This window comes from Butyricimonas sp. BSD2780061689_150309_C8, assembly GCF_015560935.1.
Classification (GTDB): Bacteria; Bacteroidota; Bacteroidia; order Bacteroidales; family Marinifilaceae; genus Butyricimonas; species Butyricimonas paravirosa.
In genome coordinates this window covers 78,606-104,650 of the sequence record NZ_JADMSV010000009.1, presented here as the reverse complement: position 1 = coordinate 104,650, position 26,045 = coordinate 78,606, and the positions used below count along the sequence as shown (strand labels likewise).

Sequence of the window (26,045 nt, the reverse complement as noted above, 5' to 3'; positions counted from 1 at the left end):
GAATGAGAATCATGTTACGATATATGGCTTGCGTGTTGATGGTCCTTTTATTGGGAACATTAACTTCGATGGCCCAGTCAAGACCCTCTTATGTGGGAACAATAAGTGTAAAACCGGTGCGGGTGTTACAAGCGGGTGAAATGCTTTACGTGGAGATGGATATTATCTTGGATCAGGTTAAAGTGAAGTCTGCCGGAGCCGTTGATATTATTCCCCGGTTAGTGGCGTCTTCCGACACGCTGGAACTCCCGAAAGTTTCGCTTAAAGGACGTAACGAGTATGCAACTTACGAGCGAATACTTGCTTTGATGAGTAACTCGGAACGTTCGGATCGTGCAATACCTTATCTGGTTGAGAGAAACGTGAAACCTGAAAGCCGGACGATTCAGTATAGACATACCGTGCCTTACGAGCCTTGGATGGCCAAAGCGTACTTGGATGTCCAAAAGGATGAGTGCGGTTGCGGGGAAATTGCTTGGATGGAAGTGGAAACTGTCGATTCCGTGAGATTGGATTTCATTCCGGAACCTTATCGGGTGATCCCCCACATGGCTTACGTGCAACCCGTGCCTGAACCCGTTAAGAACCGGGAGAAACAGGTGGAGGCTTTTCTGGATTTCGAGGTGAATCAGACTTATATTCAACCGGAATACATGAATAATCCCGTGGAATTAGCGAAGATTCGGGCAATGATTGATGAATTACGTGTCGATCAAGATATAACGATTAATCGCTTGGATCTTATTGGTTATGCCTCTCCCGAGGGTTCTCTGGCTGGTAATAAACGGTTGTCAGAAGGAAGGGCTTTGGCATTGAAGAACTATTTGTCAAGACGCTACACTTTTGCACCTTCCCTTTATCATGTCGTTTTCGGGGGTGAAAACTGGGAAGGATTGCGTAAGGCGTTGACGAATCTTGACGTGCCTTATAAAGTAGCGGTAGAATCGATTATTGATGATTACGATGGGCAGGAACGGAAAGAACGTTTGATGAGATTGCAGGGAGGTGCGCCTTATCGTTATTTGCTTAGAAACGTTTATCCCAAATTGCGTGTCGCTATTTGTAAGGTGGAGTATCACGTTAAGAATTTCAACGTGGAGGAGGCCAAAGAGATTATGAAAGTGCGGCCGCAAAATTTGAGTCTTAACGAGATGTACTTGGTGGCAAATACTTATCCGAATGGTTCGAAAGAGTTTATCAACGTATTCGAGACAGCCGTGAGATTATTCCCTGAGGATGACATTGCCAAGCTTAATGCGGCGGTGGCAGCTCTTTCGCGCCGGGATATTGAAACTGCAGAACGATATTTGGATCAAGTAAATCACCGGGAGTTACCGGAATATGCCAATGCGGCGGGAGTGTTAGCTTTGCTTAAGGACGATTACGAGTCTGCCCGGAAGTATCTGCAGGTAGCGGTGGATGCAGGACTGGAGGTTGCCGGGAAGAATCTGGAAGAACTTGAAAAAAGAGAACAAACCGATCTTGAAATAAAGTCAAGAAAAAAATAATGAATAACGAAATTATCAATCATTGAATTGAGAAAACAACCAATATTAATAATATAAAAACAAACGAACCGATTTTTAATAAGTAAACCAATTTTCAATTAAACTTTGTAACTATGAAGAAGATGTATTTTTTAGTCGCGGCACTTTTAGTGTTGTTGTCCGCGGCATGTACCAATGATCATATTGATCAAGATGATGATGGGATCGTAACTGATCCTACTGGAGAGGCTTGGATTGCGTTAAACGTGGGCCCCCCGACGACCTCATTTTCTCGGGCTTTACACGATCCTGATAAAATAATAGGAACAACCAAAGAATCAAACGTGAAAAAAATCCGGGCTATATTCTTTGATGGAAGTGAAAAAGTAACAGCGGATAAAACATTTACAGTTGGAACAGATCAAGAAGCTGGTAATCCGAATCAACCGGAAGGTGATCAAGGAAAAGCTTTTAAAGTGCCTGCTTCATCCAAACGGATTTTGATTATCGCGAATCCGAGTCCGGACTTGCCCGTAACATCTGTGGGGACAACCACATATACCGTTTTCAATCAAGCTATTCTTGCTGTTGCCTCTCTTTCTGGTGATGAATATTTTATGATGAGCAATGCCAAAGGTGGTTTGGAACCGTCAGCATCGAATACGGATGGGACGGATGCGAATTTGGTCCTTTATAATTCAGCATCTAAAGCTGAAAGTCAGGCTCTTTCCATCAATGTTGATCGTGCTGTTGCAAAAGTAAGGGTATATACAGACAATACTGGTATTTCCTCTAATAACACGAAGGCTAATATTTCTGAACCTGGTTGGGTATTGAACGCAACGAACAAGAAGTATTTCCCTGTGTCGAAACGTGAAAAAACTTGGTATGAAACTCAACCGAGAGGGTGTATTACTCCTTTCGATCAGTATAAATTAGGTTCGTATAGAATAGATCCGAACTATGATAATCAGCCAACAGTTTTGCCTCCGGCTTTCACAGACTATTTGAAAGATTATAACTACTATCTGGATGCAACGGATGTTCCCGCAGGAGCGTGGCACCCGACAGATGCTTCTTCGGATAATGCAGAATATTGTCTAGAGAATACTCAAACTGAAGATCATAATGTATGGGCTTATACAACCCAAGTGTTATTCAAAGTTATTTTCTCTCCGAAAGGATTACAAACTCCTGATAAAAACGTTTATGATAATCCTGCAGATTTCGTGAATGCGGGTGCGTTGGATCCGGGAAAAGACTGGCTTATGGTGAATGGTGGCTATTACACGTGGAATTTGCTGATGGATTATATTAAAGCGGAATTGACGTTCAAATTTCAAAGTGAAGATAATGATCCCACGATCATTCACAATACGGCACTTACAAACGCTTTAAATAATTATTTGGAGGCAATTAATGAAGTGAAAGTTCCTATTGATAGAAATAATGCCAGAAGTCCGGAGGAACAAGCTGGGGATATTGTTGATGCTTTTAATGTAAAGAAAAATGCAGTAACAACTCATGGCGCCGATCGTCACGGTACTGTTTCATACTACGTGGGCGGAGTGAATTACTACCCGATCATGATCAAGCATGATGATTCCGGGGACGTGTATAACGAACTGGGAGAATTTGGAGTGGTTCGTAATTCTGTTTACGACGTGAATATTTCCAGGGTAAATAATCCCGGTTATCCGAATATTCCGGAACCAGATCCGGGTACCAAAGATGAAGATGAGGATAATTATTTGTCCATCAGAATCAATGTTAACCCGTGGACTTGGTATACTCAAACTGAAGAACTGTAATTTGTTCGATAATGCTACTAAATTGTGAGGGACAATTCTTGTCCCTCACAAACTTAATACCTCTTGAAATTGAGAGGATGTTGTTTGCCATTGGTAAAATGGAATGCCAAAAAAGAAAGAAATGAATTTCAAAAGTCATGTAAATTTACTGATCATTGGACTTCTGATGATTGGTACAGGGATTTTCATATCCTGTGATGCCTTTAATGAAAATTTGCCGGAGTGTCGTTTGTTTGTCAAGTTTAAATATGACTATAACATGCTATCCGTCTGCGCTTTTCATAAACAGGTGGATAAAGTGGAACTCTATGTTTTCGACAAGGATGGCAAATTCCTTTTCCAACAAACCGAAGAGGGGGATGCGTTAGCTACCGGTAATTACCAGATGTCCGTGGCGTTACCTTTGGGAGAGTACAAGCTTATGGCTTGGGCGGGGGTACATGATTCGTATGATGTCCCGCAATTAGCCTCGGGTGAGTCAATCACGGATTTGGAATTGAAATTGAAGAGAACTTCTTCGCTTATTATTGATAAAGCGTTGGAACCTCTCTGGTATGGTGAAATCAATGATATTCATTTTACCGGGAACGTGAATCTTGTCGAGACGATAAACTTGATTAAGAACACGAACACGGTGAGATTTATTTTTCAGCAACCGGAGAATAGTGGGGGTGGGTTTGCCGTGGATGATTATGATTACGAGATTCTCGAATCGAACGGGTATCTTGATCATCAGAATCAATTGAAAGATGATGATGAGTTGAGTTTTCGTCCCTATTATAGCAAACAGATCAGTCCTGCAGCCATCGGTGTGGAATTGAACACGATGCGTTTGATGGATGATCGGCCGACTCGTTTTGTCGTGACGGAAAAAGCCACGAATAAACCGGTGTTTAATATAAGTCTTACCGATTATTTTAGCAAGACCATGATGGCCGGGCGTAATTGGAGTACCCAAGAGTATTTTGATCGTCAGGATGAATGGGATGTTGTTTTCTATTTTGCCGGGGAGAACGGGGAAGGTCTATGGCATGCCGTGCAAGTGATCATTAATGATTGGACGTGGCACATTCAAGATGAGGGAGAGGTTTTGTAATTTCCAAAAATTGATTATTTTTGAGAAAATGGTAATCAATAATATTGCATGGAAAAAAGATTGGAAGAATTGTTTAATAATTCGTCACTTACAGTTGAAGAATTAAGAAATGTATTTATAAAAGACCTTGTTCCTCTCGTGCATGGAGAGAATTTGGTAGGTCTGGATCGAGGGGATGTGGAGCATCTTATGGATGGTAATAATAAGTTTCGGTTGAAGATCGGGACCGGAGTCGGTGAAAGTCGAGCCATAGATGCAATCGGAGCTGTGCTGACAAAATTGGGATCGGTTGTCGAAGAAGCGGATCATGCTAGGTATTTGATGTACATTGAATATGGTGCGGAGGATTTGATGATGGATGAATTGGTCCGGGTAATGAATTATTTTGAGGAAAAGGTAGGAAATGAAGTGGAAATGGTTTGGGGAGCCGGGCGTAATGATGAATTAGGGAATCAATTAGAAATATTATTGTTGGCCGGGTGGAAGTAATTACCAGAGAGATTCTGAACGGTCATATAAAATAGAGTATTCACGGAAATCTTTTTCAAGATTTCCGTGAATGGTTATTATTCGAAAGTTAGTTTGAAATACTGGTCATTTGGATAGGTATTCTTTTCTGGCAAAGAGAAAAATACATAGAAGTGTAACTTAAGGTACTTGTATACAATTTTGTAGTGAAATGTGAATTCCTAAATGCAAGAATGCGTATAGAACTACCCGTTATCAAGTGAAGAAAGAAAGAGTACTTAAGGTAATTGCCAGGTAATCATAGAGTAGAAGCCTATCAAGTTCGTATCAAAGACGTTCACGAACGTCTTTGATACGTCTTTGTAGCGAAGTTAATACGTCTTTAATCCCTAAGTACATCGAATATGCAACGGGTAAACACGGTTTATTACCCTGAAAAAGTTTATTGTAAACTAGAGTAAACCTATATCAGAAAGATTGAAAATACGTGAAATAGATAGCGTTTCCCGTCGCTTGTTTTTGGAATTTTCTCGTTTCGAAGTAACCTTGAAAGGGGGAAAAGCGTAATGTGTGAAAATTAAACAAGAAAGATGATGGATTTGAATAAAATGTTGAACTTGACGGGAATGGTAGCTCTCGTGACGGGAGGCGGTAATGGTATCGGTTGCGGGAGTGCCCGTATTTTGGCAGAGGCGGGAGCTGATGTGGTGATTGGTGACGTGAATCTGGCGGCAGCCGAAGAGGTGGCTGAAGATATACGTGGAATGGGGCGCCGGGCTCTGGCTCTGAAATGTGACGTGACGAAAGATGTGGATTTGATGAATCTCGTGGAACGGACCATCGTGGAGTTCGGTAAATTGAACATTTTGGTGAATAACGTGGGAGTTGGTGGGGGAGGACGTGAAAATCCTTTTCGGGTGACGGTGGAATATTTCGAACATATTTTTAAGGTAAATGTATTCAGTGCTTGGAGATTGTGCCAGTTGGCCGTACCTTATATGAAACAAGCTGGTTACGGTTCGATCGTGAACATTACTTCCATGGGAAGTATCAACCGGAGTCCGAACATGAGTGCCTATGCCTCGTCAAAAGCGGCTTTGAATCACATGACAGCCAACTTGGCAATGGATTTCGGACCCGATGTACGGATTAATGCCGTGGGGCCGGGAGCCGTGGAAACGCAAGCACTCGCATCCGTGCTGACTCCGGAGATCGAGAAAAAGATGTTGGAACACACGCCAATCAAGCGATTGGGTAAAATAGAAGATATTGCCGGGGCGGTCCTCTTTTTTGCAGCACCGATTTCCAGTTGGATCACGGGGCAGGTGTTATTCGTGAACGGGGGCGGTGTCCAAACGTTGGATTAATCCTTCTCGGGACCACCCGTTCCTTCTTTTTGTACTTGTAATTCTTTGATTTCTTTGTTGAGAAAAATGGACAGGATTGTCCGTAAAATTACAACTCCCCCAAGTATAGCCAATTCATTCAAGCTGGGTTCCAGAACTGTTTTTAGAATATCGGAGGCAATCAAAAACTCAAGGCCTAATAGTAAATAAGTTCCTAGATCGGCACGAAGTTCACGAGTTGCCGTGAACGAGTATTTCCCGGTAAAACGTCGGGATTCATTACGGATGAACGCGCAAAAAGCAATTATCGCCCCATAGATAACGATGATCAGGCTGATGACGCTGATTCCCGTGGATAATATTTCAAGATAGTGCATGATTTTCATAATATGGTATTTATAATGTCGTAATTACGGATTTTTTGTATAAAGGTTGTTACGATTCCCGTTTTTTCGCTAAAATCGTTATCTTTGAGGTGTTGTAAAAATAAATCACTTACTATAAAGAAACAATGGAGCAAGAGAACAAACAAATGAATTCACTCCCGGATAATGCGTACCGGGAACTCGCCCCGGGCGAGGAGTACAAGCCGATGATGCCGGCGAACACGAAACCCAAGGAGGTTACGCCTTATTCCGTGACATTCGGTATTATCATGGCGGTCATTTTTTCCGCGGCAGCAGCTTACCTTGGACTGAAAGTAGGACAGGTATTCGAGGCCGCGATTCCTATCGCTATTATTGCTGTTGGTGTGGGCAATATGTTGGGGAAGAAAAATATGTTGGGACAAAACGTGATTATCCAGTCTATCGGAGCTAGTTCCGGTGTGATCGTGGCCGGGGCAATCTTTACGCTACCGGCTCTTTACATTTTAGGACTGGAGGCTCAATTTTACCAGATATTCCTTTCTTCTCTGTTCGGGGGTTTTTTGGGTATCTTGTTATTGATTCCTTTCCGGAAATATTTCGTGAAAGATATGCACGGGAAATATCCTTTCCCGGAGGCAACAGCAACCACGGAAGTTCTGGTTTCCGGTGAAAAGAAAGGTAACCAGGCTAAATTATTGGCAGTGAGTGGTCTGATCGGAGGTCTTTATGATTTCTGCGTGAGCACCTTCGGTTGGTGGGCAGAAGGAATCTCTACCCGTATTATGGGATGGGGAGAAGTGCTTGCCGACAAGATGAAAGTGGTGTTTAAAGTGAACACGGGTGCGGCAGTACTCGGTTTAGGATATATTATCGGGTTGAAATACGCGGCGATTATTTGTGCCGGTTCTTTCACCGTGTGGTTCGTATTGATTCCTTTTATCAGCCATTTCGCTGATGGACAGACATTAGCTGTTGGGGAGGGAATTACAGTGTTGTTGCGGGATATGACCCCGGAGCAGATCTTCTCGAATTATGCCCGTCATATCGGTATCGGTGGTATCGCCATGGCCGGTGTTATCGGTATTATCCGTTCTTCCAGTATTATCAAGCAGGCTTTAGGCTTGGCCGTTAGTGAATTGGGTGGTAAGAAAAAAGGAGATGGTGTGGTGGAGCGTACACAGCGTGATATTTCCATGAAGTTCATCCTGTCCGGGATTATCTCCGTGCTGATCGCTACTTTCGTGTTTTTCCAATTTGGCGTGTTGGGTAATTTAACTCACACGATCATCGCTACCTTGATTGTATTCATTATCTCTTTCTTGTTCACGACGGTGGCAGCAAACGCTATCGCTATCGTGGGTTCGAATCCGGTATCCGGAATGACGTTGATGACGTTGATTTTGAGTTCGCTGGTATTGGTTAGTGCCGGGTTGAGCGGAACGAGCGGAATGATGGCTGCCATGATCATCGGTGGGGTGGTTTGTACCGCACTGTCTATGGCCGGAGGTTTCATTACCGACTTGAAGATCGGTTACTGGTTGGGGACAACTCCTGCCAGACAGGAAGGCTGGAAGTTCTTGGGTACGGCTGTTTCTGCCGCCACGATTGCCGGGGTAATGATGGTGTTGAACCAGACTTATGGTTTCGTGGGAGAGAATGCGTTGGTTGCCCCGCAGGCAAACGCGATGGCTGCCGTGATCAAGCCTTTAATGGAAGGTGGAGCAACTCCTTGGTTGCTGTACTTTGCCGGAGCGGCTTTGGCATTGATCTTGACGATGATCGGTGTTCCCGCATTGGCTTTTGCTCTAGGAATGTTTATCCCGTTGGATTTGAATACCCCGCTGTTGATTGGTGGTTTGGTTAGCTGGTACGTGGGTACTCGTAGTAAAGACGAGAATGTGAATAAAGCTCGCCGTGAACGCGGAACATTAATTGCTTCCGGATTTATTGCCGGTGGGGCTTTAATGGGTGTGATCAGTGCTATTCTGAAATATTGCGGTGCTGACTGGTTTATCACTTGGAGTGGTGCTGAAGTATTGGCTGTCGTGATGTATATTTTGATCATCCTTTACTTCATCTACGATTCTATGAAAGCTAAACTGACAGATTAATTTTAAATTTTAGATTGTAAATTTTAAATTGGACAATGCAATTGGAAATTTGCAATCTAAAATAATGATTAAGCCGTTTTAATCTAAAATTTAAAATCTAAAATAAAAATGGTGGATTTAAAAGATCGTTTTTTGAAATACGTGAGTTTCGACACGCAGAGTGACGAAATGAGCGAGACTTTCCCTTCTACCGAAAAGCAGAAAGTGTTGCTGAAATACTTGGTAGAGGAAATGAAATCTCTTGGGTTAACCGAGGTGGAGATGGACGAGCATAGTTATGCTATGGGGACAATTCCCGCTACTCCGGGTTATGAGGATCGTCCGGTGATTGGTTTTATCTCTCACGTGGATACGAGTCCGGATATGAGCGGGGCGAATATCAAACCGCAGATTATCGAGAATTATGATGGAAAGGATATTCGTTTGAACGAAAATCTGATGATGACGGTGAAGGATTTCCCGGAATTGTCCGCGTTTAAAGGACATACATTGATTACAACCGACGGGACAACTTTGTTGGGTGCTGACGATAAAGCAGGTGTTGCCGAGATCATGACGGCTGCCGAGTATCTAATGGCACATCCCGAAATCAAACATGGGAAGATCCGTATCGGTTTCACTCCGGATGAGGAAGTGGGCCGGGGAGTGGATTATTTCAACGTGGAGAAATTCGGTGCTAAATTCGCTTACACCATTGATGGTGGGTTCGAGGGCGAATTGGAATATGAAAACTTTAATGCCGCCAGTGCCAAAGTTGCTATTCAAGGACGTAACGTGCATCCGGGTTATGCTAAAGATAAGATGATTAATGCTTTGCAGGTAGCTGCCGAGGTGAATAGCCTGTTGCCTGCCTGGGAGCGTCCGGAGCATACTGATGGATACGAGGGTTTCTATCATTTGGTAGGATTGAGCGGTTCCGTGGAGAATGCGGAAATCAGCTATATCATTCGTGATCATATCCGGGAGAAGTTTGAGGCTAAAAAACAGTTCATGACGAAAGTGGTCGAATTGTTGACCCAGAAGTATGGCGAAGGCGTGTTGACGTTGACCTTGAAGGATCAATATTATAATATGCGTGAGATGGTTGAGCCACATCCGGAAGTGATCGATAAGGCGTTTAAGGCTATGGAACAAGCCGGGGTAACCCCGATTGTCCGTCCGATCCGCGGAGGTACTGATGGTGCCCGTCTTTCATACATGGGATTGCCTTGTCCGAATTTATTCACCGGGGGAATGAACTTCCACGGTAAGTTCGAGTACTGTTCTCTGGACACGATGAGACGTGCGCAGCAGACGATTTTGAACTTGATTCAACTTTGGGCAGAATAGAATTAACTCGATAAAAAATACAAACACTCCAATCTTGTTAAGTTTGGGGTGTTTTTTTTATGGGGAATAATAGATATTTTAGGATTTAAATGTATATATTTGTAGAAATACAAAAAGATATGCAGAAATTTATAACCTTATTCATCTTCGCATGTATAATTTGTTCATGCGAGAAAAGTGATAACAAGCCTTCTCAACCAAGGTTTTTAGTATTGACTAGGACTGTAAAAATGTTGCCAACTGAGTACCAAAAGGGTAAAGAGATGAAGGAGGTCTATACTTACAACGATTTCGGGTATGAAGATAGTTTTATCTTGTACGTTGATGGTGAAAACGTGGAGGAAAGGAAAAATTACAAGCATGATGAACAGGGACGAGTTTTGCATTGGGAAGCTTTTGCCCCGGATGGGAGGAAAGGGTTAACGATGGATTATACTTATTCCGCGTCAGGAAAGATATTGGTGGAGGACAAAGTTTTTCTTCCGACAGCAGAGAGCGGGTACGGGGCGGAGACAGATCATTACCTGACACAATACACGTATGATGAACAGGATCGTGAAATTCAGCAGCTTTCTTACCTCAATGACGAGGTGCTTGGGGTACACACGAATTACAAGTATGACAATTCCGGGAATTTGCTTTTGGTTCATGATGTTGATAAAGACGGGCAACTTAAAATGAAATATGAGGCTACTTATAATAGGGCTGGGAAAATAGAAAAAAGCACGGTGACATCGTATTTGAGTTTTGGAACGCTTACTACTACGTGGAAGTATTCTTATGATTCCGGGGGTTACTTGATATTGGAGGAGGGATATCAAGATGGAAAACCCGTGCACGTGCTTAAAGATCATAAATACGATGAGGCGGGGAATCTTTTGTCGTATAATTCGTATGGGGTTGATGGTGTTGTATATACTGAATATTACTACACTTATCAACGATTTGATTGAAAGTAAATATCGTTTGCTTGATTTTTATCAAGGTTTGACGTCAAGAAAATATTAATTTTACACCTTAATAAAGTAAGGTTTAAAACATGAAAAATAATATGTCCGTGGCCGAACAGGCAACTCTTTTCCCTTTTACCCCGCCGAAACATTCGGATAGTTTGTGTATTCCCGTTCAGACGTGGGAATTTTTATGTCACACGCTCTATTTAAAGCGGTATCCTTTTTTACTCGGTCCGAAAGGATGTGGGAAGTCTTCCATTGCCAAAGAATTGGCGGATGCCATGGGGATGGAGTATTTTGCTTTCGATATGGGGCAGGCTTTTAAGCCGAAAAAGATGTTCGTGGGAGGATTAATTATCGGGGATGACGGGAAAACGAAAGCGGTGCGTTCGGAATTTTTCAAGGCTTTTGTATCGACTAAACCAACGTTAATATTCTTAGATGAGTTGACACGTACCCCGATGGTGGCGGCAAATTTCCTGATGACTATTTTGGATCGTCAACAATCGTATATCTATGATGAGGATTCCGGGAAACGCTATAATAAAGGCGAAAATGTGCTTTTCGTGGCAGCAGGTAACGTGGGATTTGCCTATGTTTCCACGCAACGTTTGGATACAGCCTTTGAAGATCGGTTTATCAAAGTTCGGTTAAATTACTTGACCACGACAGAAGAGGCTGCATTGATTCAGGCTCGGTTCCCGAAGGTGTCTCGTGATGCGGCTACTCAATTGGCCAAGGTCGCCGAGGTGTTACGTTTGGCCGAACAGAAAGAAACGCTATCCGTTTCACTTTCGACTCGTCAGGTGCTGGATGCGGCGGCTTATATCCCGTTAGGGTACAGGCTGGATGAGGTGATCGAGCGGGTGATTCTCACAAACTACGTGATAACAGGGGAAGAGACGGTGGCTCGTTCCTTAATACAGACCCTTTGAACGTGCGGTCATGGATTATCGACGGATAGAAGAGATATATGACGAGCAGTTTATCGACCGGGATTGGTGGGGAAATTTTCCCACGGCTCGGAATTTACTGGATCGGGATTTGGGAACCACGGATTTATTGAAATTGGTTCCGGTATGTGCGAGGATCGCTTTTCATGTCACGGGGGAGATTCCAAAAATGGTACTTTCCAACCGGGTTCCTAGTTTGTCGATGAATCCCAAGCATATTGCCCTGAATTTAAAATTGTTGCGATTGGGCGTGTCGGACGAGACAAGAGTATTTGTCTTTTTCGGGTATTTTGTTCACGAGTTGGCACATCTGATTTACACGGGAAAAGATATTGCAGAGTTGAGTGACGATGAATTGCGCTACACACCAATGCATTATGATATGATTCATTTTATTGAGGATCGGCGAGTGGAGTCGAAACTCGTAAAGGATTTTCCCGGTTATCATTATTATTTGTATGCGGCTCGTAAGTTGGGGTTGGCGATGGGATTGAATGCCGTGGAACATTATATGGGATTTTATGGCGGACAGAGTGAAGATGGTGTACATCGGGGAATGGATGGTTCCGAGGCTTTGTATGATTATATCTGTTCTAAAATATTGTACCCGAATCTTCTGGACGAGAGCAATTATATGCGGGAAGTATTGTCTTTTCCCGGTAATGACGGGAAAGTACGGCAAGTGAATGCGATCTTGAAATCGATCAAAGATTACGGGGAATTGACTTACAAGGAGGTTGTTTGGTACGCGGGAATGTTGACCGAATTGTTTCAAGAAAAGGAGATATGTCCGGATCATTTCTTTTTGCAGGAGATGAAGAAGGCGATGAAGGGGATCGAGGATTTCAAGACGGATAAGCAGATTAAAATGGCTGAATCCGTTATTCGTGATTTGCGGAAAACGTTGAATCAAGAGCCTGTTTTTTCGACCCAGTTATACGTGAGCCCGGAACGGTCAAAGCTGGAATGGAAGGGAACATTGGGAATTTGTGACCGTATCGAGGAGTTCGAGGCTGATGTGGCCGAAATTTCGGATGATTTATTGAACCGGGCAAAGGAACTGGCGGCCAAAATACAGTTGAGTCTGGCCATGTTCTCCGGGAAAATGGATCGAGCCCGGGTGATCTACGAGCAGGATTCAGGGGAATTGGATGAGGATGAATTGTATCAATCCCGATATAACCGGAATATATTTTTTGAGGAAGTAATGGCTCCTTCGGCTATTTTGGAAGTGGTCATCCTTTTGGATTTGTCTGGTTCGATGTGTACGGGAGACAAGATTTCCACGCAAATTGTGATCTCTTCTGCGTTAGCCTTGGCTTTCAACAAGTATCCGAACGTGGTGTATTACTCGATATACGGGCATCGCTGTGGAGATGAGGGCATCGAGATTATTCGTTTCCACGATCGGGGCGAAAAACTGCAACTGGGAAAACTGTTTTCTCAACAAGCGTTAAATGCCAATGCTGACGGGTATGCCATGCTGTATTGTTTTGATAAGTTCAAGTCGGACGCTAAGAATAAATTGTTCTTCATGATTTCCGACGGGGCTCCCTCAGCCACGGGGTATGACGGGGAGGATGCCCGTGAACACGTATGGGAGGTTGTGCGGGAAGGAAAGAAGAGAGGAATCGAGGTTCTGTCCGTGGGGATTGATAATTTCGAACAGGCGGATATGTATGAAGAGTTTATTCCTTATTCCGGTCCGGAGATCACAACGAAGATTTCTCAATGGATTCGTAAGAAATTCATGTCGATAGCGGATGATAATTCATTTTAACGATAATAAAAAAACAGCATCAAAACCGATGCTGTTTTTTCATTTCTTATTATAATCCTAATTTCTTACGTATTGCTTTCGGAATAGCATCTTTGTGAACCATGATTGCCACGGTTTGCAAGCGACAGAATGGTTCGGACATATAAAGATAACCACCGAACGGGTTACGATCTTCTCCCCAAGAATTTTTGGTCTTATAGTAGATCGTTCCGTTCTGATCCTTTAGCATTCCGGTGATGTGCATCAAGTGATCATCTGTTGTCTGGCGGTTGTTAAAAGTGAATTGACGTTTGTTGTCATCTACTCTCATTTCCGGTACGGGAGATTCGAAAGACTGCATTTTACGTTCCCGATCTTTTGCACTAAGTGTGGTCCACTTGTCAATCTCGGCATTGATCATTTCCTCTGGGTTATTGGTCGGGAGAATGGCCAACCCGTTCGGGTGGCTGAAACCGTTGTGGCTTACGTCTCCATCCCAGCATACGGAGTAACCGTTTTTCAAGGCGTTGTTCATCACTTCCATTAACTCGTCAATCGGTAGATTGTAGTAACGGGCGTGCATCCAGTTATCGGGAATTGTGAGTTCCACCTCTTCGTAGAAAGGGTACATCTGGAAAGAAGTCAATTCCACGTAATCATTTAAGTTTAGATCTAGGGATGCCGCGAAACTTTGCGGGGTATACTCCTTGCCCTCGTAAGTGAATGTTTCCGGGGTGTCACCCAGGTAAGCCTCGATATATCTCATGAAACCTTTTGTCCACACGGGAGTAATCTGTCGGTTCGGATTTTTGTTCACGGCGTCAAGGATTCCTTGCAAAGCAGCCACCATTTCTGCATGAATGTGAAAGTCTCGTCCGTATTGCAATCCGGTATATACTTCTTCCGGAACAATTCCGTACTTTTTGATCATATCTATTACGTCATGAGCTTGTCCTCCCTCGCTGAAGTTTGTCTTCCCGTGGAATTGAACGTAACGTAATCCTTTCTCGAAGTAGGCGTTTTTAGCCACGTAAAGTTCTGCGAGATCATAGACAGGTTTGCCTTTGCGCAGTAATTCGGATTCTAAGAATGAGAGAGTTGCGTAGTCCCAGCATGTTCCCACGCTTTGTTGATTCTTTACCGGAGTCGTTTTCAAGTCAACGACGGTTGTAAAGTTGTAGCCGGAACGAGGTCCGCTTTTTTGTGCAAACACGGCCGTGCTGATAGAAACAAGCAGGATGACCATGCATAAGAACGAATGTTTTATCATATCTGATTAATTTTGGTATTTTTACTTTGGTGGCGAAGTTAATTAAAATTTTGCATACACTAAAAATAATCTTTTACCGGCAAAACGAATGCTTTGTAGCGGATAATCTATATCTTTACCTTGTTTTTGTGGGGAGAAATATACTTAAATATAAATTACTTTATTCATGAAAAAGAGCGTTATATTACTTTTGAGTGTTACCGCATTAGTAACGTCTTGTAAGGATGGAGCTAAGCAGGTAAACAACCCGTTAATGCAGAAGTTTGAAACCCCGTTTCAAGCTCCGCCTTTTGATAAGATAAAACCGGCGGATTACAAGCCGGCTTTCGAGGAAGGTATGAAACAACACAAGGCAGAAATTGAGGCTATCGTGAATAACCCGGAAGAACCGACTTTCGAGAACACGATCGTGGCTCTTGATAAAGCCGGGGAGTTGCTGAATCAGACCTCTGCGATATTCTTCAACTTGTACGAGGCGATGAAGAATGATGAAATGCAACAATTAGCCATGGAAATCAGTCCTGCCGTAACGGCTCACGGGGATGAGATTAACATGAATCCTAAATTGTTTGCCCGGATCAAGGCATTGTACGATAAACGGGAGACTTTGGGATTGGATGCTCTGGCTTTGCGTACGTTGGAACTGTATTACAATGATTTCGTGCGTGGTGGTGCGAATCTGAATGATGCCGATAAGGCTAAGATGATGCAGATTAATGGTGAATTGGCTAAATTGAGTTTACAATATGGTGATAACCTATTGAAAGAGACAAATGCTTTCACGTTGGTTGTTGATAACGAGAAAGACTTGGCCGGACTTCCGGAAACTTCTATTGCCGCCGCTGCCGCCGAGGCTAAAGACCGGGGCATGGAAGGTAAATGGGTTTTCACGGTTCAAAAACCAAGTATGATTCCTTTCCTGACGTATGCCCAAAATCGTGATTTACGGGAGAAGTTGTACAAAGGGTATTACATGCGCGGGAATAATGACAATGCTAATGATAACAAGGCCGTGTTAGCTAAAATGGTGAACTTGAGAACGGAAAAAGCTAAATTGTTGGGATTTGACACTTATGCCGCTTACGTGGTAGATGTGAACATGGCCAAAACCCCGAAGGCTATCTATGATTTCATGGGACGTGTGTGGGAACCGGCATTGAAAGTTGCCAAACAGGAATTGGCTGAAATGCAAGCTATTGCCACGAAAGAAGGAATGAAGTCTAAACTGGAAAGTTGGGATTGGTGGTATTACGCGGAGAAATTGCGGAAACAGAAATATGATCTGGACGAATCCGAGATGGCTCCTTATCTGAAATTGGAAAACGTGCGGGATGGAATGTTTGCGGTTGCCAATAAATTGTATGGAATCACCATGCATAAAAGAACGGATATTCCGTTATATCACCCGCAAGTGGAAACTTACGAGGTGAAAGATGTTGACGGAACTTCTCTCGGAATTTTGTATTTGGATTATTACACTCGTGCCAGCAAGGCAGCGGGAGCATGGATGACCGAATTCCGTCATTACACGAAAGTGAACGGACAGGAAGAAATGCCGTTAGTTTCCGTGGTTTATAATTTCTCTCCGGCCGTGGGGAATGCTCCCGTTTTGTTGAGTTGGGATGACACGGAAACGATGTTCCATGAATTCGGACACGCCTTGCACGGATTCTTTACTCGTGGCGATTACCAGCGGATTGCGGGTACTATTCCTCACGATATGGTAGAGTTACCTTCACAGGTGATGGAGAATTGGGCGAGCGAACCGGAAGTGTTGAAAATGTATGCAAAACATTACCAGACTGGCGAGACTATGCCGGATGCGTTAATCCAGAAGATTCAGGAGAGCGGACATTTTAATCAGGGATTTGCGACGGTAGAATACGTGGCTGCGGCTTTACTGGATATGGATTGGTACTCTAATACAGAAGTGAAAGATTTTGACGTGAACGCTTTCGAGAAAGCCTCTATGGATAAATACGGTTTGATCAAAGAGATATTACCTCGCTATCGTTCCACGTATTTCTCTCATATTTTTGATGGCGGTTACAGTGCCGGATATTACGTGTATCTCTGGGCCGAAGTGTTGGACGCTGACGCTTTCCAAGCTTTCAAATCTTCCGGGGATATTTATAACAAAGAACTGGCAGCTAAATTTAGAAAATATGTCCTGTCAGAAGGCGGATATGCTGACCCTATGCAGCAGTATATCAAATTCCGTGGTCAGGAACCATCGGAAGATCCTTTGTTGCATAAGAGAGGATTGAAATAACAGGAAAGTCCGTAAAGTTCGTAAGGTTTATAAAGTTTATAAGGTCTGTAAAGTTTGTGAATTCTTGTGGATGATTTGTTCATGATGGCATTGTTGCCAATAAATAGTCTGAAGGATACCAAAAACTTTTGACATTATGAACTTTACGGACTTTATAAACTTATTGCGATGTGTGTGCGTGTATTTGTTCTTTTGCTTTGTTTATTATCTGTACAGGGTGGAAGACTGTTTGCCGTGGTACGGGGAATTGATTCATTGACTCGGAATGAAAAATGTGTCGTTGTAACAGGAGTCGTGTATGATGTACAAGGCGAGACGATAGCCGGGGTCAATATTATTGAAAAAGGAACGATGAACGGGGTAACTACCGATCGGGAAGGGAAATTCTCGCTTGAGGTAGATTTGCATGGAACGTTGATCGTCTCTTTTGTTGGCTATCGAACCCAGATCATCCCGATTGACGGGAGAACCGATTTAGTGATCACGTTGGAGCATGATTATATTCTTTTGGATGACGTGATCGTGACGGCATTGGGATTGCAAAAGAAAGAATCGGCCTTGTCTTACGCCGCTGTTCAGGTGAACAAGAATGAGTTAGTCCGGGTGAAAGATCCGAACATGATCGTGGCGTTGATGGGAAAAGTGGCCGGAATGCAAGTGAACCGGAGTTCTTCGGGAATGGGTGGCTCCGTGAAAGTCGTGATGCGGGGAAGTCGATCCGTGGCCGGGAATAATCAACCGTTGTACGTGATTGACGGGGTACCGATGTTAAACGAAAGCAGTGAACAACCTTACACGGCTATCGGGGGAACGGCTGATGCGGGAAATCGGGATGCCGGAGATGGAATTTCTAATTTGAACCCGGAAGATATAGAGAGTATCAGTATCTTGAAAGGAGCCCCGGCCGCGGCCCTTTACGGGACACAGGCTGCCAACGGGGTTATTTTGATTACCACGAAGAAAGGATCGGCCGGGAAACAAGAGGTTTCTTTCACTTCCAGCGTGGCTTTTGATAAGGCGATGATGTTACCGAAGTTGCAGAATCATTACGGGATGAGCGATGAAATCGAGAGTTGGGGAGAGCGAGAGAATATAGCCACGGGTAACCCGATACCCTCTTTTTTTCGGACGGGAGTAACAGCGATTCACTCTTTGTCCTTCATGACAGGGAATGAGCGAGTGCAAACTTATTTCTCGTATGCTAATACCACGGGGAAAGGGATTCTGGAGAATCATAAGTTGTCAAAACACAATATTAACTTGCGGGAAACGGCGACATTTTACGAGGGACGTTTGAAAATAGACGGGAATGTGAATCTATTGAGCCAGCACGTGAAAAATCGTCCTGTTCCGGGTGGATTCTACATGAACCCGTTAGTGGGTCTGTATCGTTTTCCCCGGGGAATGGATATAACCGAATATAAAGAACATTTTGAAGTATGGAATGAAGAACGGCATTTGAACGTGCAGAATTGGCATGCCCCGACAGAGGATTTCGAGCAGAATCCATATTGGATACAGGAGCGAATCACGAGTCGGGATCAACGAATACGGGCTATTGTTTCCCTCGCATTGAACTTGAAAATTACAAATTGTTTTTCAGTTCAAGCCCGTGGAAACGTGGATTACGTGAACGATAAATTCCGTCAAAAATATTATGCCTCGACGGCTCCCGCGCTGGCAGGAGATAACGGGCGTTATATAGATTCCGGGAACGAGCAGGTGCAAACGTACGGGGATGTGATTGGAACTTATAAAGGAAAGTTTAATGACTTTTCGCTGGATGTATCTTTAGGGGCCAGTATTAACCGGAAAAAAGTCAATGAACTTCGATACGATTCGAAGACCGCCTCTTTGAAGTTCGCTAACGTGTTTAATATAGCGAATATAAACATGAATACATCCGCCTATATTTCAGAGCAGATTGATGCCGTCCGGGAGATGCAGTCATTGTTTGTCACGGCACAAGTAGGGTTTCGAGATTATCTATTTCTGGATGTTTCAGCCCGGAATGACTGGAGTTCTACTTTAGCGTACACGACCAGGGAATCGAGAGGCTTTTTCTATCCGTCCGTTGGTTTTTCTTGGTTGGTGAACCGGGTGCTGAAATTACCCGAACAGGTGACGAGTGGTAAGGTGCGGGCCACGTGGAGTAAGGTGGGAAATGACATTCCCTTGTATATCACGAATCCCGTGGCTCACGTTCTGGCCGGTGGGGGAATACAGGCATCGGATGCGGCTCCTTTTGAAGAGATGAAACCGGAGATGAGCTTGTCAATGGAGGTGGGAACGGAATGGAAATTCTTTGACTCTCGCCTGCACGTTGACTTTACCTATTATCAGACACATACCAAGAATCAGTTTTTCAAATTACCGGCAAAAGATGGTGACGAGTATGCCTATCGTTACGTGAATGCTGGAAATATTCAGAATACAGGTGTCGAGCTGATGATCGAGGGTACTCCGGTTGAGATTAAACATTTCAGTTGGAAGACAGGAATAAATTACGCTTTCAACAAGAATAAAGTGGTTCGTTTGCACGCCGAGTTACCCGTGTTTCAATACGGGCCTTATGGTTTTTCATCCAGTTACGCGATGAAATTGAAGAAAGGAGGGTCTTTCGGGGATATATACGGTAAGGCGTTCAAGCGGGATGCTGACGGGAAAATTCTTTACGAGACGGATGGGGAACATCAAGGATTGCCGATGATTGAAGGAGATGGGAACACTGTGAAAGTGGGAAATGCTAATCCGGATTTCACGTTGGGATGGACGAACACTTTCTCTTGGAAGGGATTGGTGTTGAGTTTGCTGGTAGATGGTCGGTACGGGGGTAAAGTGTTGTCGCAGACACAGGCCGACATGGATATGTACGGGGTGACAAAAGTTACCGGGGATGCACGGGACAGGGGGTACGTGATGCTGGAAGGAGAGAAGATTACTAACGTGAAAGGGTTCTACAAGTCTATCGTCGGGGGACGTGCCGGGGTGACGGAATATTATATGTATGATGCCACTAATTTCCGTTTGCGGGAGTTGGCTTTGGGCTATACCTTCCCCAAGCGCTGGATGGAGGCAACGAAGTTTTTCCGGGATATTCAGCTGGCTTTTACTGCCCGAAATTTATTTTTTATATACAAGAAAGCGCCTTTTGACCCGGATCTGATTCTTTCCACGGGGAATGATAACCAAGCGATAGAAGTGTACGGGATGCCCACCACGAGAAGTATGGGATTCAGTTTACGTGTCATGTTTTAATTGGAAGAAAGAATGAGAGGTTTAATCTACATGATAATGGGGTTGATGTTCGTCTCTTGCACGGGACGTTTCAGGGACTTGAACACGGATAATACGGGAATCACGGATGAGGATATGCAAGTCGATCTGAATCACCTGGGCATACCGTTAAACGTGATTCAGCAAGGGATTTATTTTAACTATGATTACGGGAAGGGGAAGAATTGGCCTTATCAGTTGATGCAGAATCTGAGTGCCGATATGTTTAGCGGGTACATGCACGATTACAAACCTCTAAACGGTGGAAGTCATAACTCCGATTATAATCTGCAAGACGGGTGGAACGGGACGTTGTGGGAGAATACCTACGCTTACATCATGCCCCAGATTAAACGACTGGAGGATTCTACCCGGTTAAAATACCCTGCCGTCTATGCTGTCACTGAAATATTGAAAGTGGAAGTGATGCATCGGGTCTCTGATTATTATGGTCCTGTCATTTACACGAGTTTCGGAAATAAAAAAATGATTTACCTGCCGGATTCGCAACAGGATGTTTATTATCGTTTTCTGGATGATTTGAAAACGGCGGTGGGGATATTGGAAAATTACGTGAATTTAGCTGGCTACACACCTGAATTTTCCCGTTTCGACTTGTTGTTGGATGGTAAGGTCGAATCGTGGATTCGGTTTGCCAACTCGTTGCGTTTGCGTCTGGCAATCCGGATGGCAATGGCCGATCCGGATAGAGCCCGGCAAGAGTTCGTGGACGCTTTCGTTGATCCCCACGTTTTTTTTGAAGAACCCACGCAACAGGTGGCCGTGACGACAGACAATGAATATACTAACCCGTTGGGCGAGATTAACCGGGTGTGGGGCGAGGTGTACATGAACGCATCCATGGAATCTATTCTGAATGGTTTTGATGATCCCCGGCGGGAGGCTTTTTTCGAGCCTTGTCCCGATGATGTTCTTTTGCAGGATCGGGAGGGACGGGATTCGGTTCGTATCCCCTTGAAAGGGCAGTACCGGGGAATCCGTCAAGGAACCATGTTTGCCCACACGCTTTATTCCGCTTTGTCGAAAATATACGTGAATGTCCGGACGAAACCAATTCTGATGACGGCTGCCGAGGTCTGGTTCCTGCGGGCGGAAGCCGCTTTGCGGGGATGGACGACGGAGGACCCCGGAATTTGTTACGAACAAGGCATCCGGTGTTCATTCTCCCAGTGGCAGGTACCCGGTGTGGAAACTTACTTGCAGAGTGATTGTCGGGCGGCTGATTTCGAGGATGCCTTTACCCCCGGGAATAATATCAAGGCTCGTTGTCTGGTTACTCCCCGTTGGGATGATGCCGCCTCTGACGAGATGAAACTGGAACGGATTATCACGCAAAAATGGCTGGCTATTTTCCCGGAAGGTTGCGAGGCATGGGCAGAACAACGAAGGACAGGTTATCCGAGATTATTCCCTGTACGGTATAATAATAGTCGTAACGGGTGCGTTGACGCGGAAAAGATGATTCGTCGTCTGAATTATCCCTCTTCTATCCTTGATAGCGATAAAGGACAATACGAAATGTTGGTCGATGCCTTGGGAGGCCCGGATCATGCCGGAACTCCTTTGTGGTGGGATGTTGGACGGAATTTTTAGCCACCTTGTTTTATTGCGGCAAGAGAAAAAGATATAAAATTTTAGGCCATAAAATCGAAACTTTATCGAGTTCCTTTCGTTTCTATAGGTGTTGAAAACGAAATAAAAACGAACTTTTAAATATTTATAGTTATGATGAAAGGAAATATCGGTTTAGATGCTGCAATGATTAAATCCAGCAAAACCATTTTGAATAACCTGTTGGCTGACCATTTTGTTTTACTCGCTAAAACTTGGAATTACCACTGGAATATGAAGGGCCCGAGCTTCAGGTCTTATCACACTTTTTTGGAAGATCTTTATAACGGCTTGATTGAAGATATAGATAGCATTGCCGAGCGTGTTCGTGATTTGGACGAACGTCCTATCGGTTCTTTGAAGGGATGTTTGGAACATAATCGTATCAAAGAACATGATGATGAAAAACCGCTTCCCGATGCAAAGGGTATGCTGGCAGTTTTGCTGGACGATAATGCCGAGGTGATTCGACAAATTCGTACCGATTTGGAAACCATGGAGAAAGAAGGATCAAAGGACTTCGGGACATCCAATTTCTTGGAAGATATGATTGAGAAGAAAGAAAAAGTAACTTGGATGATCCGGGCCCATTTGGAATAGGGATAGATTTTTTTGTTATTAGTGAATGGAAAGGGATTGCTGTGATGGTGATCCCTTTTGTTGTGTGTATAATAATATTCTAATCCGATGTTTTTGTATCTTCGTGGCGAATAATTACACGAGATGGAAGATAGAGAGATTAGCGACATATTGATTCGTTGGTACGAGGAGAATAAACGGGACTTACCGTGGCGAAGGACTTCCGATCCTTACCTGATCTGGATTTCGGAAATCATACTTCAACAAACCAGGGTGGTACAAGGGTTGGAGTACTTTAACCGATTCACGGAGCGATTTCCCGACGTGGCGGCTCTTGCCCGGGCGGATGAGGACGAGGTGATGAAGTACTGGCAAGGGTTGGGGTATTATAGCCGGGCTAGGAACCTGCATGCGGCAGCCCGGCAGATCATGAATGATTTCAGTGGTGTTTTTCCCCGTACACGTGAGGAAGTGCTTTCGTTGAAAGGAATTGGTGATTACACGGCGGCGGCTATTTGTTCTTTTGCCTACCGGTTACCCTATGCAACCGTGGATGGAAATGTATTCCGGGTATTGGCCCGGTTGTTTGATATAGATTTACCCATTGACGGGGGAGAGGGGAAGAAATATTTTACGGCATTGGCTCAATCTCTGTTGGATGAACGTCGTCCGGATTTGTTCAACCAGGCAATGATGGAGTTCGGGGCATTGCAATGTGTACCCAAATCACCAGATTGTGAGCATTGTCCTCTAAATGGGAAGTGCCTGGGATTAGCCGCCCGGCAAGTGGAGCGATTACCCGTGAAAAGTGGGAAGACCGTGGTGAAACCCCGTTATTTTAATTATTTGTATATACATGGGCAAGGTATGACCCTTTTATTTAAGCGAACGGGGAATGATATTTGGCGTAATCTCTACGAGTTCCCGTTAATCGAAACGGAACGTGCGGTTACGTGGGAGGAATTGTCCGGGATGGCTGTTTTTCAAGAGTTATTTGATGGTATCGAAAAGGTTGAAATTACCCGGGAGTACGTGGCAAAGAAACACGTTTTGTCTCATCGGGTGATATACCCTGTATTTTATGAAATCCGAGTCGATTCGTTTTCAGAGAGTATGGAAAAATATTTGAAAGTGCCTGATGATCGGGTGGGAGAATATGCCGTTTCCCGATTAATTCAGTCATATCTTGAAGTGCGGGATGGTTTGTTGTTTTAAGAAATAAAAGTTCATTGTTTGTCGATCGCTGTTGAAAAAAGTTTATTTTTGCACTAATGCGAAAAAGTGATCGAGATATATTGGATGTGTTCGTGAAGAACCGTAAGGAAGGAGTTCGGATGTTGTTTGATCGATATTATCGTCCTCTCGTGCTGTATGCGGGAAGTTTGATTGATGATGATACGATGGCAGAAGATCTCGTTCAGGAATTTTTCGTGCGTTTATGGGAAGATGATTATCTGAAGCATATTGAGGAAAAGGCTCTTAGTTCTTATCTTTTTTCTTCTGTTCGCAATAGTTGTTACACTTACACGCACAAGAAGGATGTGTTGCGTAGACGGGTGGATTACACGGCTATTGACGTGGCCGCAGACACGGCCACGGTGCTGAATCAGGAAATTGTGGATCGGGTGACGACTGTTATCGCTCGGATGCCGGAGCAAACGAGGAAAGTGGTGGATTGCGTTCTGATGCGGGATATGAAATATCAGGATGCGGCCAACGAGTTACAGGTGTCTCTAAACACGGTGAAAACGTTGTTACGTAATGGAATGCGTATATTGCGGGAAGAATTAAAGGGAGATGAAGAATTGATTCTGTTACTTATCCTATCCAAGAGCTTGGGAGATTAACCCCTTGCTATTCTCTGATGTATTATGTTTGGTTTATTGTTACGTGTTTATAGATCACTTAGGTGGTAATGTCAGATCTGTTTAATTTGTATTATGTCTGTTAAAATGGCGGCTATAAGTGGGCGATAAGGCGGCGACAAGGCGGCGATAGCGCCCAATAGTCAGGCAACGGTCAGGTAACAGTCACTCAAAATTAGAGAGAATGGTAGGAGTTACCGTTTTTTAAGTTTATTTTTTCGAAAAAAATGTGCCTCCATTCACCCGTTTTGATTTTTATTTAGTCCTACTTGTAAAAAATAAGAATAAGTATGGCTATTTCAGACTATATGGAAGACTTAATTTATCGAGTTCTAGCGGGAGAGGCGAGCGTGGAGGAACGGGAGGAGTTCGAGGCGTGGTTGCGGGAAAATGCTGAACACCGTGTCTTCTTTGAAAAAATAGAGCGGGCCTGGTACACGGGAAAGTATGTGGCCCGGTGGAAGAACGTGGAGATGAGTGCCGCATGGAAAGCAGTGGAACACAGGAAGGAACAGAGGCAAAGGCGTCATTTCAGACGAATCGGGTGGAGTGTGGCTGCAAGTGTGGCTGTGCTGATTGGGATTACATGGCTTGTGGGATCGTGGGAAGAAGAAATTCCCTCTTCGGTTGTGGCTCAGTCCCCGGTGGTAAAACCGGGTGAGGCGAAAGCTCGCTTGGTGTTGTCATCTGGATTTGAGGTTGAGTTGGGATGCACGAATGGAGATACGATCCGTGAAAAGGGTTTCCCAATTCTGAACGGGAAAGAGTATATTGATTATAGTAAACAGGAAAATTCCTTACAGGGAGATGTTGTGTATAATGAGTTGATCGTTCCGTCGGGGGGAGAGTATCGGCTAGTGCTGGCCGATCGCACGGTGGTTTATATGAATTCCGAATCCCGGTTAAAGTACCCGGTGATGTTTAGCGGGAAAGATCGCATGGTGGAGTTGGAAGGGGAGGCGTATTTTGACGTCTCCAAAGATGAGGTGCATCCTTTTATCGTGCGTACGGAACGATTGGACGTGATGGTGTTAGGCACAGGATTTAACGTGATGGCCTATAAACAAGATCCCCGAACGGAGGTCACCTTGGTGAAGGGGAAGGTGGATGTAAAAAGCGGGAAAATCAACGAAATATTGACTCCTAGCCGACAATTCGTGATGAATAACGAGAACCGTGAATACGAGGTAAAGACCGTAAACGTGGCTACTTACGTGGACTGGAAGGACGGGGTACTTAATTTTGACGGAATGCCGTTGGAAGAGTTGGGGGATAAACTGGGACGTTGGTATGAAGTGAAGTTTTTTTTCACGAAAGAGAGCTTGAAACGGTTAAAGTTTTCGGGGGCGTTTAAGAAATATAACGAGATTGGTTACATACTTTCTTTAATCGAGGCAACGACCGATGTTACCTTTAAAATCAATAAAGATGTGATTGTTGTTAATGAAAAATAGAGAATAGGATTACTTC

19 protein-coding genes are annotated in these 26,045 nt (G+C 44.0%); 17 read left to right on the top strand and 2 right to left on the bottom strand.

What is annotated here, in order from left to right:
- Positions 1 to 2: 2 nt before the first annotated feature.
- From I2I33_RS09510 to I2I33_RS09490, 5 genes are all read left to right on the top strand, one after another.
- Positions 3 to 1,508, top strand: coding sequence for a DUF3868 domain-containing protein (locus I2I33_RS09510; protein ID WP_087421677.1), 1,506 nt, complete (start codon positions 3 to 5; stop codon positions 1,506 to 1,508).
- Positions 1,509 to 1,621: 113 nt separating this feature from the next.
- Positions 1,622 to 3,298 (top strand): Mfa1 family fimbria major subunit, encoded by a 1,677-nt coding sequence (locus I2I33_RS09505; protein ID WP_087421678.1) that lies wholly within the window; start codon positions 1,622 to 1,624, stop codon positions 3,296 to 3,298.
- Positions 3,299 to 3,419: 121 nt separating this feature from the next.
- On the top strand, positions 3,420 to 4,394 hold the full coding sequence (locus I2I33_RS09500) for a FimB/Mfa2 family fimbrial subunit (RefSeq protein WP_087421897.1): 975 nt from the start codon (positions 3,420 to 3,422) through the stop codon (positions 4,392 to 4,394).
- A gap of 48 nt (positions 4,395 to 4,442) precedes the next feature.
- Entirely contained in the window at positions 4,443 to 4,883 is a 441-nt protein-coding gene (locus I2I33_RS09495; RefSeq protein ID WP_087421679.1) for a hypothetical protein, read from the top strand.
- Positions 4,884 to 5,455: 572 nt separating this feature from the next.
- Positions 5,456 to 6,229, top strand: coding sequence for a glucose 1-dehydrogenase (locus I2I33_RS09490; protein WP_087421898.1), 774 nt, complete (start codon positions 5,456 to 5,458; stop codon positions 6,227 to 6,229).
- Here the strand turns inward: I2I33_RS09490 and I2I33_RS09485 are convergent.
- Entirely contained in the window at positions 6,226 to 6,594 is a 369-nt protein-coding gene (locus I2I33_RS09485; protein WP_087421680.1) for a DUF1622 domain-containing protein, read from the bottom strand. The genes I2I33_RS09490 and I2I33_RS09485 overlap by 4 nt on opposite strands.
- Positions 6,595 to 6,719: 125 nt before the next feature.
- Between I2I33_RS09485 and I2I33_RS09480 the strand changes: the two genes are divergently transcribed.
- From I2I33_RS09480 to I2I33_RS09460, 5 genes are all read left to right on the top strand, one after another.
- Positions 6,720 to 8,687 (top strand): OPT family oligopeptide transporter, encoded by a 1,968-nt coding sequence (locus I2I33_RS09480; RefSeq protein ID WP_087421681.1) that lies wholly within the window; start codon positions 6,720 to 6,722, stop codon positions 8,685 to 8,687.
- A gap of 111 nt (positions 8,688 to 8,798) precedes the next feature.
- The gene (gene pepT, locus I2I33_RS09475) at positions 8,799 to 10,016 is read left to right on the top strand and encodes a peptidase T (RefSeq protein WP_087421899.1); all 1,218 of its coding nucleotides are present in this window, start codon (positions 8,799 to 8,801) and stop codon (positions 10,014 to 10,016) included.
- 263 nt (positions 10,017 to 10,279) lie between these two features.
- Complete coding sequence (locus I2I33_RS09470; protein ID WP_087421682.1) at positions 10,280 to 10,969, top strand: hypothetical protein; 690 nt, start codon at positions 10,280 to 10,282, stop codon at positions 10,967 to 10,969.
- A gap of 86 nt (positions 10,970 to 11,055) precedes the next feature.
- Positions 11,056 to 11,904: an AAA family ATPase gene (locus I2I33_RS09465; protein WP_087421683.1), complete on the top strand. Its 849-nt coding sequence runs from the start codon at positions 11,056 to 11,058 to the stop codon at positions 11,902 to 11,904.
- A 10-nt stretch (positions 11,905 to 11,914) separates the two neighbouring features.
- Entirely contained in the window at positions 11,915 to 13,702 is a 1,788-nt protein-coding gene (locus tag I2I33_RS09460; RefSeq protein ID WP_087421684.1) for a hypothetical protein, read from the top strand.
- A 49-nt stretch (positions 13,703 to 13,751) separates the two neighbouring features.
- Here the strand turns inward: I2I33_RS09460 and I2I33_RS09455 are convergent, their stop codons facing one another.
- Positions 13,752 to 14,951: an aminopeptidase C gene (locus I2I33_RS09455; protein ID WP_229128253.1), complete on the bottom strand. Its 1,200-nt coding sequence runs from the start codon at positions 14,949 to 14,951 to the stop codon at positions 13,752 to 13,754.
- A 166-nt stretch (positions 14,952 to 15,117) separates the two neighbouring features.
- Here I2I33_RS09455 and I2I33_RS09450 point away from each other — a divergent pair, with 166 nt between their 5' ends.
- From I2I33_RS09450 to I2I33_RS09420, 7 genes are all read left to right on the top strand, one after another.
- Positions 15,118 to 17,223, top strand: a complete 2,106-nt coding sequence (locus I2I33_RS09450; protein ID WP_087421686.1) for a M3 family metallopeptidase — start codon at positions 15,118 to 15,120, stop codon at positions 17,221 to 17,223.
- A gap of 168 nt (positions 17,224 to 17,391) precedes the next feature.
- Complete coding sequence (locus I2I33_RS09445; protein WP_087421687.1) at positions 17,392 to 20,481, top strand: SusC/RagA family TonB-linked outer membrane protein; 3,090 nt, start codon at positions 17,392 to 17,394, stop codon at positions 20,479 to 20,481.
- A gap of 12 nt (positions 20,482 to 20,493) precedes the next feature.
- The gene (locus I2I33_RS09440) at positions 20,494 to 22,113 is read left to right on the top strand and encodes a SusD/RagB family nutrient-binding outer membrane lipoprotein (RefSeq protein ID WP_087421688.1); all 1,620 of its coding nucleotides are present in this window, start codon (positions 20,494 to 20,496) and stop codon (positions 22,111 to 22,113) included.
- Positions 22,114 to 22,245: 132 nt separating this feature from the next.
- Positions 22,246 to 22,731: a Dps family protein gene (locus I2I33_RS09435; RefSeq protein ID WP_229128252.1), complete on the top strand. Its 486-nt coding sequence runs from the start codon at positions 22,246 to 22,248 to the stop codon at positions 22,729 to 22,731.
- A 123-nt stretch (positions 22,732 to 22,854) separates the two neighbouring features.
- Positions 22,855 to 23,925 (top strand): A/G-specific adenine glycosylase, encoded by a 1,071-nt coding sequence (mutY, locus tag I2I33_RS09430; RefSeq protein ID WP_087421689.1) that lies wholly within the window; start codon positions 22,855 to 22,857, stop codon positions 23,923 to 23,925.
- A 56-nt stretch (positions 23,926 to 23,981) separates the two neighbouring features.
- The gene (locus I2I33_RS09425; protein WP_087421690.1) at positions 23,982 to 24,557 is read left to right on the top strand and encodes a sigma-70 family RNA polymerase sigma factor; all 576 of its coding nucleotides are present in this window, start codon (positions 23,982 to 23,984) and stop codon (positions 24,555 to 24,557) included.
- A 308-nt stretch (positions 24,558 to 24,865) separates the two neighbouring features.
- Positions 24,866 to 26,029, top strand: a complete 1,164-nt coding sequence (locus I2I33_RS09420) for a FecR domain-containing protein (RefSeq protein ID WP_087421691.1) — start codon at positions 24,866 to 24,868, stop codon at positions 26,027 to 26,029.
- Positions 26,030 to 26,045 lie beyond the last annotated feature (16 nt).